Source organism: Ruegeria sp. G5 (genome assembly GCF_056533365.1).
Genome location: NZ_JBQFOK010000011.1, coordinates 73,439 through 88,044 on the forward strand (window position 1 = coordinate 73,439; position 14,606 = coordinate 88,044).

Sequence of the window (14,606 nt, forward strand, 5' to 3'; positions counted from 1 at the left end):
CATGGTTAGTTCGAATTTGAAGGGGATTTCCGGTTCATTCGTAGGTCGTGTTTGGGTGCCGAATGTCGGGCCAGTGTTGGTCGCCTTGCGCGATGGAGGTCTGTTCGACATCACCTCGCGAGAGGTGCCTACCATGCGTGATCTACTGGAGATGGATGCCCCAGCGGCTTATCTTGAAACCGCAGATGGTAAACATCTTTCATCGCTGAACCAGCTTGAAGCCGACAGCATTGCGGCTGAATGTGACTCGCTTCAAATGCACTTGTTGGCGCCGAACGACTTGCAAGCGGTCAAAGCTGCCGGCGTCACTTTCGCGAGGTCGATGGTCGAACGGGTTATTGAAGAACGTGCCGCTGGCGATCCGCAGGCTGCGGAGGCCATTCGCTCTCGCATCGGCGATCTGATCGGTGCCAGCCTATCAAACATCAGACCGGGTTCAGATGAAGCGGAAAAGGTCAAACAGGCCCTAATCAAAGAAGGTCTTTGGTCGCAATATCTGGAAGTTGGCATAGGACCCGATGCAGAGGTCTTTTCCAAGGCCCAGATACTTTCCGCCGTGGGTTGGGGGGCGCCGGTCGGGCTTCATCCGAAATCAGTTTGGAACAACCCAGAACCCGAAATCGTATTGGCTGTAAACAGCAAGGGCACTATCCAAGGGGCCACCATTGGCAACGATGTGAACTTGCGAGATTTCGAAGGCCGCTCTGCTTTGCTTCTGTCCAAAGCTAAGGACAACAACGCGTCCGCTTCCATTGGCCCATTCATCCGTCTTTTCGATGACGGTTATTCGCTGGATGATGTCCGTTCCGCCGAGTTGACGATGACTGTCACTGGTCAGGACGGGTTTGTGCTGAACGGACAGTCACGGATGTCTGAAATCAGCCGTGACCCGGCAGATATTGTGGCCCAAACCATCAATGAAAACCACCAATACCCCGATGGCTTCATGCTGTATCTCGGGACGCTTTTTGCTCCCACCGATGACCGGGACGTCCCGGGCGAAGGTTTCACACACAAGATGGGCGACCGGGTTGAGATTTCTGCGACCGGCCTTGGCACGCTGGTGAACGATGTTCGCAAAAGCGGACAGTGTATGCCTTGGACCTTTGGCCCCTCCGCCCTCATGCGCAATCTGGCCGCGCGCCACCTGATTTGAGGAACTTACCTAAATGCTGACTGGCAAACACTATATTGCAGGAAACTGGGTTGAAACCGATGGGCGTTTCTCATCGCAACCCGTGACCGGTGAACCTAATGAGTTTTCGGTAGGCACCCCTGCCTTGGTCGACCAAGCTGCTCGGGCTGCGGAAGACGCATTTGAGATCTACGGTGCAACGTCGCGCGAAGACCGCGCAGTTTTCCTTGAAAAGATTGCTGACGAAATTGACTCACGTGGTGACGCCATCACTGAAGTAGGCAGCGCAGAGACTGGTCTGCCAGAAATGCGGCTACAAGGCGAACGTGGACGTACCGTGGGCCAGTTGCGCCTCTTTGCCAGCCACATTCGGGCCGGGGATTATCTTGATCGCCGTCATGATGAAGCGTTGCCAGATCGTGCGCCATTGCCACGTCCGGAACTGCGTATGGTGCAGCGTCCTATCGGGCCTGTAGCGGTGTTCGGAGCCTCGAACTTTCCGCTTGCCTTCTCGGTCGCTGGGGGCGACACCGCCAGTGCCTTGGCGGCGGGCTGTCCGGTCATCGTGAAAGGGCATTCGGCGCATCCTGGAACATCCGAAATTGTCGCCCAAGCCATCGCCGCAGCCATAGAGACTTGCGATATGCCGAAAGGCGTATTCTCCCTGATCCAGGGAGGCCGGCGCGATGTCGGCGAGGCTCTGGTCCAGCACCCGCTGATCAATGCCGTAGGCTTCACGGGCTCTCTCGGTGGGGGACGTGCGTTGTTTGATCTATGTGCGGCCCGCGCTACGCCGATCCCGTTCTTTGGTGAGCTTGGCTCCATCAATCCGGTGTTTGTGCTTCCAGAAGCTGCCAAAGCTCGTGCGGCTGATATCGGTGCGGCATGGGCCGGATCGTTGACTATGGGTGCTGGCCAGTTTTGCACCAATCCCGGTGTTGTCTTTATCCAAGACAGCGCGGCGGATGCGTTCATTGCCGCCGCCGCAGAGGCACTTGCCGCCACTGATGAACAGGCCATGCTGACGGATGGCATTGCTGAAGCTTATCGTCAGGGGGCAGCACAGGTCCAACGGATTGAAAGCCTGCGTGAAGTGATAGGCACCCATTGCGAGGGGCGCGCGGCATCACCCTATCTGTTCGAAACCACATTGGACACATGGGCGGCATCACCGCACTTGGCCGAGGAAGTCTTCGGTCCACTTGGCATTGTAGTGCGCCTACCATCGCCTGAGGACTTTGCACCTACTGCGCGGACATTCGTCGGACAGCTCACCGCAACATTGCAGATGGATGCAGGCGACACCGACTTGGCAGCATCGCTTGTTCCAATCCTTGAGCGCAAAGCGGGACGCATCCTCGCCAACGGCTTCCCGACCGGTGTCGAAGTCAGTGACACGATGGTTCACGGCGGTCCGTACCCGGCATCGACCAACTTCGGCGCAACCTCGGTCGGGACCCTCTCAATCCGCCGGTGGCTTCGCCCTGTCTGCTACCAGGCCATGCCAGATAGCATCTTGCCAATAGACGCCATAGGATAGGAATACTCATGCAGATCGACGTTCTTCTTGATCTAAAGACCACTCTCGGTGAAGGCCCACACTGGGACGTCGATCTGCAGCGGTTGTTCTTTGTCGATTTGGCGGACGGTCGGATATTCTCCTGCACGGCAGATGGAACCGAGATCAGAGCCTGGGACGTGCCCGGCAAGGTCGGTGCGCTGTCGCTCCGCAAAGATGGGTCAGGTGCCGTTATTCTGCTGGATAACACATTCAGCTTACTGGATTTCGAAACCGGTGATGTGGAAACAATTGCATCGGTTGAAGAAGACAAACCAAACAACCGATTGAACGATGGCAAGACTGACAGGCTTGGTCGCTTCTTGGCGGGATCAATGGAAATGGGCGAGGAAGAAGCGTCTGGGGCGCTCTATCGCCTTGATCCTGATTTCAGCATCCAGAAACTGGACGAGGGTTTTGTCGTCTCAAATGGCCCTTGTTTCTCGCCTGATGACAAGACGTTCTATTTTCAGGATTCCTGGGCGGGCGAAATATGGGCCTATGACTATAATCTTGCCCAAGGAACAATATCGAACCGACGGGTCTTTGCAACGCTCGACACTTCGGATGGTGGAGGAGCCGATGGCTCGACGGTGGATGCCGAAGGCTTTCTCTGGAACGCCAAGGTTTATGCCGGAAAACTCGTGCGATATACTCCTGATGGCGACATCGATCGTGTGATCGACATGCCCGTGAAGAAAGTCACAAGCGTGAACTTTGGCGGGCCAAACATGGACGTACTTTACGTTACATCAATGGCAAAACCACCTTTGCCCCGTTTTCCCGGAGACGGTGTTTTGCGTGGTTCGCTCTTCGCCGTTCGGGGCCTTGGGATCCAAGGTGTTCCAGAGCCCAGGTTCGGAGCTTGACCGGCATGAACAAGCGACAAAAACCAAGGGGTCTCTTTGCTGTTTGGCGACGGTTCCGTGTCCAGCTTCGCCTTATTGATCGCCGAATGAAACGTAACTCAGAGGCCGGCATCAAACCTGTAGAAATCGAATACTGGCGGAGTTTAATGTGAGTGATATATCGCTGGCGGGCGTAATCCCGGCCACTTTGCTGTGCTTCAACGAAGACCTGTCAATTGATGAGGCAAGCAGCCGAAAACACCTGGCAGATGTTGCCAAAGTTGAGGGTGTTTCAGCGATCACCGTAAATGGCCACGCCTCAGAAGTCGGAAGCTGTACGTTCGATGAACAGGCCCACATTCTCGACTTCTCGCTGGACGAGGTGGGTGACGGTGTCCCGATCATCTCGGGCGTATATGCAGATGGTTCTCTCGAAGCGGCCAGACTGGCGAAAGCGTGGGAGAAAGCAGGTGCGTCGGCTTTGCTTGTCTTCCCGTCGAACGTTCTTGGCATGGGAGGGTATCTGAGGCCAGAGATGGCAATTGAGCATTTCAAGTACATTGCTGATGCTACGGATTTGCCGCTCATCGCCTTTGTTTACCCCGTGCAGTCCAACCTGCATTTCACCTTCGAAGGGTTGGAGCGGCTTTTTGACGAAGTTCCGACTGTCAAAGCAATAAAGGACTGGTGCAACGATCCGAAACGTCATGAACGCCACATTCGCGAATTTCAGTCGCGTGAAAACCCTGTGAATGTGCTTACAACCCATTCGTCTTGGCTGATGAGCTCTCTTTCATTGGGTGCCGCAGGTCTTCTGTCCGGGGCTGGCAGCGTTGTCGCGCCGCTTCACGTTGCGCTGTTCGAAGCAATTCGGAACGGCGATCTAACTGGCGCGCGCGAGGTCAACGACAAGCTTTATCCATTTCAACAAGCCTTCTATTCGGACCCGTTTCTGGATATGCACAATCGAATGAAACAAGTCCTTTGTCTCAAGGGCTATGTTCCAAACGCTCTGGTGCGACCTCCGCTTGTTTCGCTGAGTGAGTATGAGATAGGTCAGTTGAACGAACTGATAGACGTCAAATAAGATGGACCAGGATAGGAATGGTTCCAAATGGCCTCGACGTTTGTCATCGCCGCAAGAAGGCGAAGTGAAAAACGCGTGCAATCCAAATCATGCCTCTGAGGAGCAAGCTGTCGCGACATACTGATTGACCAGTCTGGGAGGAGATGATGAACAAGGCGCAAGTAATCCACAAACTGGGTCCACCAGAAGCGATGCAGTGGCAGGACTGGCCCCTGCCGGATCCGGCCCCCGGCGAGGTACGCCTGAGGCATACCGCAGTGGGTGTGAACTTTGCCGATACTTATCATCGTGGCGGGATATCGCATCCCTGGAAGGTGGACGCGCCCCCGGTCGTCATCGGTTTTGAAGGCGTTGGCATCGTCGAAGGCGTGGGGGATAGTGTTACGGAGTTCAAGACAGGTGACCGCGTTGCCTACGGCATACCTCCTCTGGGAAGTTACTCTGAGAGTCGCAACTATCCTGCTGATAAACTGCTGCACATGCCGGACGGGCTGGATGACAAGCAAGTCGCTGCTCTTCTGATGAAAGGCATGACTGCACACTACCTCCTTCATCGCACCTATTCTGTTCAGCCTGGTGATACGATCCTCGTTCATGCAGCTGCCGGGGGCATGGGGCTAATTTTATGCCAATGGGCCAAGGCTCTGGGCGCGACTGTCGTAGGTACAGTTTCTACTGCAGAAAAGGCAGAAGTTGCGAGCGCGGCGGGCTGCGACTATCCGGTTGTTCGATCACAACAGAACTTCGTCAGTGTTGTACGTGACGTTACCGATGGCGAAGGCTGTGCCGTGGTCTACGAGGCAATTGGTAAAGACACATTGCAAGACAGCCTCGACTGTCTGCGCCTCATGGGCGTTTGCGCGGCCTATGGACATGTCTCTGGTCCGCCGGATCCTATAGATATCATTCAAGATCTCGGAAGGCGTGGATCACTGTTCATCACCCGGCCCGCAATCATGCACTACGTGGCTAAACGCTCGGATCTCGAATGGACGGCCCGTGACCTCTTCAAAGCGATAGCCGAGGGTGTTCTCGACGCCAACATCAACTACGAATACCCCCTCAAGGAAGCTGTGAAAGCACATCAGGCAATCGAGTCTGGCGCAACGCTCGGTGCCACGGTGCTATTTCCTTGAGCCAAGATGGCCAAAATGCGCTGGCAGCCACTGTCTTCACTCTTGTGAAGAACCGGTGATCCACGTGCGGAATGCTTTTCCCAGCCTTGCCGTTTTTCGCCGCCAGCGCGAAGCATGCACAGCGGCCATTCGTTTTTATACTGGCTACGGCAGCAGAGTCCGCGATGCGTGAATTCTAATGGGTCAGGATTTCGGCAGCGCAGCGAAAGCCCGGTCTGGCGGGCCGCACCGTAGCACTAGGATGTAATGGTCAACGGCAGGTATGGGCCGTCAGTGACTACTTTTGTCCAAACTAAGATTCAACTTCTGGCTCCGTATTTAGAAGAACTTTCGAAAATAGGTTATTGAAATGCCGAACCCGTCTACGACATTTTTACCATGTACAGAGGACAGAGCCTTGAACTTCAGAGCGCTTCCGCTTTTTGGCATGTCATATGCAGCGACAACACCGAGACTGAGTACTTCCGCGCGGCGGCCATCTGGTTGCACAGCTCGGCCAAACTGCCGGTCGTTTTCCAACTGCTTTGCATAAAATCCGGCAACCCCGCCTTGAAATCGCCCAATGCGCTCGGTCACAGCGAAGTCGATATTCAACAGTGAGCCGCTTTTGTAGTTGGTTTCTGGATTTTCGAGGTAATTGTTCCAATATACCTTTGCGCTGAACTCGGTCCCATCCGCGATGATCGCGGGTGTCGTGTATGTGGCGGCGATCATCGGTGCGATGTCCCAAATGTTGTTCCCGATGGTTACTCCATTTGTTGCGGCATCAGACGCGCTGTATTGACCGACGGGTATCACCACACCTAGACCAAGTTGAAAGGTGAGGCCCTGCGAAATTGGATATGTCCCCGGGTATCGTGAAGCTCTAACGGTGCCAAAGTGCTTGGACCAGTTTACTTCGATGTATGGATCCCCAAGGCCCGAGCTGCATCTTGAGGGGGTTGTGACGAACAAGCGTCCGCAATTTTGACCGAATGGGACGAAGCCCACGAAACCAAGTGAACCTCCTAGGACTTGTTGATCGGGTACGTAGAGAAAGCCCAAACCTCCGTTGGTTATTGTCTGCTCTAGCCCGTCCAAGGCGGGAATTGATCTGCCTTGACCGTCATTGAAGTTGTTGGATTCTCCATATGCCGCAACGCCAAACCCGTAAAAACCGGGTGGTGGAAGTTGGGCGGCTCGAATGTCCGACCCTCCGATCGGGCCGGCGGCAGTGCTGCCTTCCACCGCCCACGATTGGGTGGATGGAACAATCAAACCGCATAGTAATGACAGGACAAATCTGAATTTCACACTCTTTACCACCGTTCACACAATTGCGCTTCGTTTTACCCTCGCGACCCTAGACATGTTGGAATCGACAGCGAAGCAATTGTTCCTTGCTTTGCAAAGTCGACCGAAAGCTCTGCGTTTAGACTGTCGGCGCGGGCCCTCATGTTCTTCAAGCCTTGTCCGCTCGGCGCGTCTGGGCGTAATCCGCGACCGTTGTCTTCGATTTCAATACGCAGTCTTTGACACTTAGCTTCGGTAATCGCGAAGCGAATTGTGACTTTGGTGGCACCCGAGTGTTTAGCGGCATTTGTAACCGCCTCTTGCAGAATGCGCAGAATATGCAGAGCGCTGGTTGGGGTCAGTCCTTCTATTGGAGGAAGTTCGACCATCTTCCAATCCAGTTCCATACCGGCAAGCGACAGTTGTTGTTCGGCACGCTCTCGAAAAGTGCCAAGGATACCCGTGATGTCTTCATCAACGGACAATGAGTTGATCATTGTACGCAGATCGTCCAGCGCAGCACGCGCCGAATTTTCGATTGCTTCAGGTGGCGCATCCCGATTGCCGGACATCGCAATAATGGACATAAGCTGGCCGCCAAGGCCATCATGCATGTCTCGCATGATGCGACGGCGCTCCTCGTCAAGCACCTGCTTTCCTTCCAACAGGTTTCGACGCTCAAAGGCCTCGCGCAGCTGGTTTTCTTTCTGTTGAACTCTGTCTTCAAGCGTATTCGCAAGTGTCTCAACATGGTTCATTGAGGAAATCAGACGGAGCGCAAATATCAAACTCAAAGCTGGCAAGATGAGAAGATAGACGATCCGGAAATGTAGAAAATTCCAATTTGGGGTCACATTCATAAGCACGAGCGTGTCGTGCACGGCGAGGCTGCAAGCGCCAAGGATTGAAATAGAAAGAACCTGAGCTTCCCAGCGTTTTTCCCAGATCGATGCGCGAACCAGGACATACACGATCCAAGCTGACACAATCAGGCTGAACGGCACGACCAACGCCAAGTCCACATAGCGAAATACAGGTGTTGGCAGCAGCAGGAAGGCGAGTGTCGCGATTGCCGGTGGAATAAGAATGTAGGCTTCTTTGAACGGAAAACGTCGTTCGGATAGTTCATAAGTGAACAGCAGCCCCAGCACAGATAACCAGAAGTTCGTCACAAGACCAAACATGGTTACCGCTTGTGTCAGGCCGATTTGGCTGGGCAGCAAGATTGGCAAACCGTGTACGCCGCTGAACAAAAGCAAAAGCCCGCAAATCAGGGCCGCGCGTTCTTGGCGCCGAAACACCCACAGCAGCAACAACAAAGCGGCCAGAAGTATTTGCCAGACCAACACCAAAATCGGGATTATGACAGCACGGGCAAAAAACCAGTCAAAACTGGGTTTCAACTGATCGGCCGGACCCAGATAGATTTCACTCAGAAACCCGATCAGTTGGCCGCCGGGTTTCAAGGTGATCTCTAGCGGTAAAGGCCCGGGGTGGCCGGTTGGGATTGGTAAAGGGGCATAGAATGGCACACCCTGATCGGCGGCCAGTTCACCACTGAACGAACCGCCTTGCAGCAGTTCGATCCCGTTCAATTTGACACTGATCTGGCCCGAATGGTTGGGTATGAAAATTGCCCAGTCTCCGGATCGATCCGGCTGATCAATTGATAACCTGTAAATGCCTTCGGTGTTTGTTCGTGCTGGAAAGGACCGCCAATTGTCTGGCAAGGAAACCCGCGCCCATTCACCTTCTTGCCCAAATTCCATTTCAGTAGTTGCTGGTACATGTCGAGGCAAAGGCAAGAGCTCGAATGCGAGGAAAATCGTGATCGTGGCAACTAGTAAAGACCACAAGATCATTGCGGCAGGGTGATCAAAAGTAGAACTGGGACGGTACGCGTTATTCAAGAGATACTGATCAACCCACGCTGTATGGCTTCGAATACCGCCTCACCCCGGGAATTTACCTCGAGCTTGCGGTAGATGTTTTTGATATGTGTCGGAACTGTATTGCTCGACATACCAAGCTTCTCTGCAACATCTTTGTAAGTAAACCCTTTTGCGATCCCCCACAAAATATCCATTTCGCGTTCTGTAAGAAGGTCGTCGGTTTGTTCGGAGACTTGGGATTGCTGCACTATCTGGATAATGAAACGTGCCACGGATGTTGAGATAGGCGAACTGCCAGCTGCCAGTTGACGAACAGATTTCACGATATCCAGCGTATGTGTGTCTTTTAGAATAAAGCCTGACGCGCCTGCAGAAATGGCGGAGACTACGCTGTGTTCATCTCCCAAGACCGAAATGACCATAATCTCCATATCTGGCAGTTGTTTTCGTGCCAGGCGTATGAGGTCAAACCCATGGCCATCCGGCAATTTCAAATCGGTAATAAGAACATCTGCCGTCAGATTGGCGACAGCAGAGGCACCCTCTGCAAAAGTTGCGCATTGGGCTGCGACTGTGAAGTCGATCTCGGTTTCAATACTGTTGATCAGCGACTGGCGCATTGCCGGGTCGTCTTCAACCAGAATTATGCGTATGGAACTATCGGTCATAGCTTTTCTTCATAACTGTACTCTCAGTCATGGCTGCAAGCCAAATGCTCTGTCGGTTCTTTAAAACTAACAAAATTGGATTCAGATATTTCGCCTTGAAATTCATTCCCGTTCAAGTTGAATGCCGCAACAAACTGGCGTGCCGAACAAGAAAAACACATGTTGCGTTTAGCTGCGATCCCCTTTGTATGGGATAGGCTGTGGCTACGGTTTCGCGACACTGTACCCTACGTAAACTTCGGGATGAGCGACGAAGCTAACAGCCTTCGACTCGTGATCTCAAAGTGGTTTTGCGATCTGATGGCCGCCTGCTTACTACATTTTGCGTCGTCGTCGATCAGTGAATTATGGCCGATTGGGAGGGGACGGGAAAATGCAATTCAAATAACCGGATAGTCCGGCGGATTGATCTTTTTTTGCATTCAATCCTGGTTTCTTCCTGTCAGGATCGGTTGCGATAACCTTACCCATACCAATCGGTCCCTTTTTTAACCTACCAGACTTCGAACCAGTGGCGATCATCGAAGACGACACTGTATCGTCCATTATAGCCCCTAGTGGTTTTGGGGACTGAGCGACTAGGGCGGCTTTCACATCTTATTGGCCTTGGTTTGATGTTTCTACATAGGAAACAGGTGTAGAATTGGTTTCAGTTTTAAGAGAAAAATTTCAGTGTCTCTCTATCAGGTCCAAATTTCTGGCGCTTGTAATACCATCACTATTGCTATCTCTCACCGTAGTGTTTGCGGTTGTCGAATACAACGCGCGAAACGCGGCCGAACAAAGACTACGCACGAAACTGGGCAAGCTGGTGTCGATTCAAAGTGCCGTGCTATCCGATCCGCTGTGGAACTTGGCTGACGACCAGCTTGCGCTTTCCTTGTCGGCTTTGGCACTAGATGACGATGTTCTGGCTGCAGCCGTATTCGACAATCAGGGCGGTCTTGTCGCTTCGATTGGTGATACAGGTCTGTTCGAACGTCAGCTCTATGTTGCTAACCACAACATCGTTCACTTCCAGAATGATGAAGCTATCAGGATCGGCACGCTTACCGTCGCGCTTGGCGATACGCTGACGAGAACGGAATCAATTTTCCGGTTATGGTTAGCTTTAGGGTTGGCCATGGTCCTGCTGGTGTCGGTAATCGGGGCGACTTTAGTGGCTCATCACCGGATAATCGGAATTCCTTTGCGAAGATTGTTGCGCTCAATCAAGGCTGCACGCACGAACGGACTTCATTTACCTGTCGAGTGGCGCAGCCGCGACGAAATAGGTGCCGTCGTTGCAGCATTCAATGAATTGCATGGCGCTAAACAAATTAACGAAACCGCGTTGCGCACGGCTCGAGACGAACTGGACAAACGGGTTCAGGAACGCACTGAAGAACTTGCAAAAATCAGTCACCAATTGAACCAAGCAATCGGGAACTTTCAACATGCCGAAATCCTTACCGATGCCGAATTCATAGAGCCCGAGGATTTCACACCCGATTTGCTAGATCTTGTGGCTCTGACGGCTAGGGATGTCTCCCAGCGTGAACAAAGACTGAAACACCGGGTCCAAACGTTACAGATCCAGATCGACGAAACCCGCCAGAAAGAGCAGATCAAAAGCATCACTGGCACGGATTACTTTAAGGACTTGCGCGCGCGCGCTAGCGATCTTCGAGCGTCGATGTACGCTGAGGGTTCCGTTTCTGCAAACAAGACGCACACATCTCAACCGGGCAGGGCGGATCGAAGGTCGGAAATGCGTAAACCATGAGTAAGATAGTTTCGATTCACTCTTTCCGTGGTGGCACCGGAAAGTCGAATACAACCGCAAACCTCGCGGCACAATTGGCGATGATGGGGAAACGGGTCGGTGTGATTGATACCGATATTCAGTCACCCGGCGTCCACATTCTCTTTGGGATGAAGGGTAGGGACATTACCAAGTCTCTTAACGATTTTCTTTGGGGCAAAGGAAAGATTGAAGAGGCAGCCCATGATGTCACCGAAAGTCTTGGGCAGCCCGTTTCAGGCCGTATTTTCCTGATCCCTTCCAGTGCGCAGACCAACGAAATCGTTGATGTCTTGCGCGAAGGGTACAATGTCAGTCTGCTAACCGGAGGGTTTCGAAAGCTGATAAATGAGCTTTCACTAGACCTGCTGCTTATCGATACTCATCCGGGCCTAAACGAAGAGACATTGTTTTCCATAGCGGTTTCGCATGCGCTTGTCATCGTCATGCGACCCGATCACCAAGACTATGAGGGGACTGGTGTTACGGTCGAAGTCGCGCGCTCTTTGGACGTGCCTAATATGTCTTTGGTGGTAAACAAGGTGCCCGCAACGCTTGCGCGCGAAGAGGTGAAGACGCGGGTTCAACAGACTTATGATATCGACGACGTTACAGTCCTACCCTATTGCGCAAAAATGATGAGTCTGGCCTCCCGGCAGGTGTTCTCATCTGTCTATCCGGACCATAGCCTGACGCGGCTTTATCAATCCCTCGCTGTCAAATTGAGTGATTGATGATGGAAGCGGGTAAGCTGATATCACGCGAAGAGGTGTTGGTCGGCTTTAAAGGTGGCGTTAACCGACGTGCGCGCAGCGTTCTATCTTTAATAGAGGCTCGGGCAGCCCGTATCGTGTTGGAACGCGGTAGCGTTAATTCTCCGTTCGCGACGGAAAGCGCCCTTGAGACACGAAACCAGACCTACCTTTCGGCGATCTGCGAGAGCGTTAATGATGACGTCAAGGTCTCGGTCTTTAACCTCGAGCGGACCGCGACTGATTGGCAGGATCTTGTCCCGGAAAGCCCCGAAATTAGGGCAGAACTGGCGTACCTTCTGAGCCAAAGATATGCTTTTCGCCGCAGAAACATTCCTAATACCTCCCGGGCTTTGGGGCTTGCTCGACCCGAAGTACAGGCGGCCTATGCATCACGTATGGGGCAACCTTTTATCACTGTCTTCAAGCAGACCGCGAATCCTCTTGTCCAGCTTCGGTGGGCGTGGGAGCGTTTGAGTTCATATTTGGAAGACCTGCCGCCTTTTTGGACGGCGTTCGCCTTGACACTGACCGAAGTCGTCGGCGCAGGCACTCTGGCGCTTCCTATCGCTTTTGCAACCATCGGGCCCTTGGCCGGATTGATGATGCTGCTTGTCTTTGGTGCGGTGAACCTTTTGACGGTTGGCTATCTTGCCGAGGCATCCACGCGAAACGGTCAGATCACATTTGGCAGCGCTTTCATCGGGCAGTTGGTCAAAGAGTTTCTTGGACCATTCGCAGCGCTGATTGCGCGTCTGTCCCTGTTTTTCTTTTGTTGCAACATTTTGGTGTCTTATTACACCGGGTTTGGGTCGACACTGGGTGCTATTACCCACCTGCCGAATACACTTTGGGTCGTCGCCATTTTTGGCTTTGGTGTTTGTCTTGTCTTGCGTAGATCTCTGATTGGAACGGTTTCTTCGGCGTTGGTGATCGGATTTATCAACATTTCTATCCTGATCATCCTTTCAGTGGTTGCCTTGCGGTATTTCGATGTTTCGAATGCAACAAGTGTAAACGCACTCTTTCTGTTTAACGAACCGTTTGACCCTTCAATCATCCAATTGGCGTTTGGTATCGTCATGACCTCGTACTTTGGGCACGTCTCAGTCAGCAATTGCGCGCAGGCCGTGCTGCGCCGCGACCCGGATGGACGATCCCTGAAAACTGGCACAATGGCCGCAATGTGCGTTGCCATCATCATCTATTCGGTTTGGGTTATCACGATAGGAAGCGCGATTGACCCAGCACGACTGAAGTCCGAAACTGGAACAGTGCTTGTGCCGCTGGCCGAGAAAGCAGGGCTTGGCGTATACGTTCTTGGCACCGTCTTTGTCATTCTTGGCCTGGGAATGTCATCGGTTCATTTTTCACTGGGTATTTACAACATGGCCCGAGAGGTGATCGCCGGGTTGAAACCACGTTTGACGACCACCTCCAGTGGGCGGATTTCGCGTTCAGTTTTTGAAAACGTTGTGGCTCTTAGTCCCATCATCTGCATTTTTGCCTATGTCCAATGGTCTTTTTTAACCGGGCAACAGTCCTTCATTAAGCCATTGGAACTGAATGGGGTGCTGATGACTCCGATCCTGGCAGGTGTTTTCCCGGTCCTGTTGCTGATCGCAAGCCGCCGGCGGGGACGTGCCGTAGAAGGTGCAAGACTTCCTTGGGTGTTTTCCAACCCCTGGGTGTTAAGCTTTATCGCATTATTGTTTTTCTCCAGCCTTTTGTTGCACGGGGTACTCATCTGGTCCGATCCCGTATTCCAAACGCTTGCTTTTGGAACTTCCGGGATGCTGCTGATTTGCGTGCTCGGAGCTTTCAAAGCCGGAAAATTTAAACCTCTTCTGTTGGTCGAATTACATCATTACGAAGAGACCGGTGACCATTTGAATATCCACGTAAGCACGAACGGTGAGCCAATCGAATTCACATCGTTATGCGAGTACCAGAACGGTACAAGCGTCGTCGGAGGGAGATGGAACTTCACGACTGAGAGGTTTTCGGAATGTTCGGAATTGAGCATCAGCTTCTCGAGCCCCGGAGGCGTTCAGATGGCGATACAGGCCTTCCATATTAACAGGTTCTTTGAAAAACGTGTCATTTCAGGTTCGGTTAACGTGATTCAGGTATCGGGCCAGTCCGGCGAGGTCAATGTTGGGCAACTTAATCAGCTATTCCGAGAACCTAGCCAGGCAGGCAAAAAAATTCTTAAGCTTCGATGTGATGATGCTTATAACAGCCCGTGAACTAGCCACTTTTTCTGCGCTCAGTAACGTTGGGACGGAGTGACTTACCTGACAAGTGGGCCCATCCACCGTCACTCCAAATGTTCTTTTCTATCGGTTACCTTAGATTTTTTCTCTGTCAGCGAATGTCTGTTGTAGGGACTGCGGCTGCGGTATCGAGACAGTGTGTTAGATGTACCCTGAGAACGACCCTAAACACGACACGGGCCAAGCTGCAACAAAAGCG

At 52.7% G+C, this 14,606-nt stretch carries 11 protein-coding genes; 8 read left to right on the forward strand and 3 right to left on the reverse strand.

Annotation, left to right across the window (positions count from 1 at the left end; all coding sequences use genetic code 11):
• Position 1 precedes the first annotated feature (1 nt).
• The 5 genes from ACR0BD_RS17435 to ACR0BD_RS17455 all read left to right on the forward strand — a co-directional run bounded on the left by ACR0BD_RS17435 (position 2) and on the right by ACR0BD_RS17455 (position 5,764).
• A complete protein-coding gene (locus ACR0BD_RS17435) occupies positions 2–1,156 on the forward strand; it encodes a fumarylacetoacetate hydrolase family protein (protein WP_480832311.1) in 1,155 nt (384 codons plus the stop codon).
• Positions 1,157–1,169: 13 nt separating this feature from the next.
• Positions 1,170–2,675 (forward strand): aldehyde dehydrogenase (NADP(+)), encoded by a 1,506-nt coding sequence (locus tag ACR0BD_RS17440; RefSeq protein ID WP_480832313.1) that lies wholly within the window; start codon positions 1,170–1,172, stop codon positions 2,673–2,675.
• Positions 2,676–2,683: 8 nt separating this feature from the next.
• Positions 2,684–3,562, forward strand: coding sequence for an SMP-30/gluconolactonase/LRE family protein (locus ACR0BD_RS17445; RefSeq protein WP_480832315.1), 879 nt, complete (start codon positions 2,684–2,686; stop codon positions 3,560–3,562).
• Positions 3,563–3,710: 148 nt separating this feature from the next.
• Complete coding sequence (locus tag ACR0BD_RS17450) at positions 3,711–4,628, forward strand: dihydrodipicolinate synthase family protein (protein WP_480832317.1); 918 nt, start codon at positions 3,711–3,713, stop codon at positions 4,626–4,628.
• A 146-nt stretch (positions 4,629–4,774) separates the two neighbouring features.
• Complete coding sequence (locus ACR0BD_RS17455) at positions 4,775–5,764, forward strand: quinone oxidoreductase family protein (RefSeq protein WP_480832319.1); 990 nt, start codon at positions 4,775–4,777, stop codon at positions 5,762–5,764.
• Between the two features lie 318 nt (positions 5,765–6,082).
• Here ACR0BD_RS17455 and ACR0BD_RS17460 read toward each other — a convergent pair whose 3' ends face one another.
• From ACR0BD_RS17460 to ACR0BD_RS17470, 3 genes are all read right to left on the reverse strand, one after another.
• Positions 6,083–7,057, reverse strand: a complete 975-nt coding sequence (locus ACR0BD_RS17460) for a SphA family protein (RefSeq protein WP_480832321.1) — start codon at positions 7,055–7,057, stop codon at positions 6,083–6,085.
• Positions 7,058–7,092: 35 nt separating this feature from the next.
• Entirely contained in the window at positions 7,093–8,805 is a 1,713-nt protein-coding gene (locus ACR0BD_RS17465) for a sensor histidine kinase (protein WP_480832323.1), read from the reverse strand.
• 137 nt (positions 8,806–8,942) lie between these two features.
• Positions 8,943–9,596, reverse strand: a complete 654-nt coding sequence (locus tag ACR0BD_RS17470; protein WP_480832325.1) for a response regulator — start codon at positions 9,594–9,596, stop codon at positions 8,943–8,945.
• Positions 9,597–10,335: 739 nt separating this feature from the next.
• On the opposite strand from ACR0BD_RS17470, the gene ACR0BD_RS17475 reads away from it, so the two are divergent.
• The 3 genes from ACR0BD_RS17475 to ACR0BD_RS17485 are packed head-to-tail and all read left to right on the forward strand — an operon-like array spanning position 10,336 to position 14,380.
• Positions 10,336–11,361 (forward strand): HAMP domain-containing protein, encoded by a 1,026-nt coding sequence (locus tag ACR0BD_RS17475; protein WP_480832327.1) that lies wholly within the window; start codon positions 10,336–10,338, stop codon positions 11,359–11,361.
• The gene (locus ACR0BD_RS17480; RefSeq protein ID WP_480832329.1) at positions 11,358–12,113 is read left to right on the forward strand and encodes a MinD/ParA family ATP-binding protein; all 756 of its coding nucleotides are present in this window, start codon (positions 11,358–11,360) and stop codon (positions 12,111–12,113) included. The genes ACR0BD_RS17475 and ACR0BD_RS17480 overlap by 4 nt, the downstream gene beginning before the upstream one ends.
• Entirely contained in the window at positions 12,113–14,380 is a 2,268-nt protein-coding gene (locus ACR0BD_RS17485) for an aromatic amino acid transport family protein (RefSeq protein ID WP_480832330.1), read from the forward strand. Before ACR0BD_RS17480 ends, ACR0BD_RS17485 begins: the two co-directional genes overlap by 1 nt.
• Positions 14,381–14,606 lie beyond the last annotated feature (226 nt).

Bases quoted from the DNA above. Each gene is read 5' to 3' on its own strand.
- ACR0BD_RS17445 (WP_480832315.1), top strand. From the start codon at position 2,684: ATGCAGATCGACGTTCTTCTTGATCTAAAGACCACTCTCGGTGAAGGC.
- ACR0BD_RS17485 (WP_480832330.1), top strand. From the start codon at position 12,113: ATGATGGAAGCGGGTAAGCTGATATCACGCGAAGAGGTGTTGGTCGGC.
- ACR0BD_RS17440 (WP_480832313.1), top strand. From the start codon at position 1,170: ATGCTGACTGGCAAACACTATATTGCAGGAAACTGGGTTGAAACCGAT.
- ACR0BD_RS17435 (WP_480832311.1), top strand. From the start codon at position 2: ATGGTTAGTTCGAATTTGAAGGGGATTTCCGGTTCATTCGTAGGTCGT.
- ACR0BD_RS17455 (WP_480832319.1), top strand. From the start codon at position 4,775: ATGAACAAGGCGCAAGTAATCCACAAACTGGGTCCACCAGAAGCGATG.
- ACR0BD_RS17465 (WP_480832323.1), bottom strand. From the start codon at position 8,805: ATGGAATTTGGGCAAGAAGGTGAATGGGCGCGGGTTTCCTTGCCAGAC.
- ACR0BD_RS17470 (WP_480832325.1), bottom strand. From the start codon at position 9,596: ATGACCGATAGTTCCATACGCATAATTCTGGTTGAAGACGACCCGGCA.
- ACR0BD_RS17480 (WP_480832329.1), top strand. From the start codon at position 11,358: ATGAGTAAGATAGTTTCGATTCACTCTTTCCGTGGTGGCACCGGAAAG.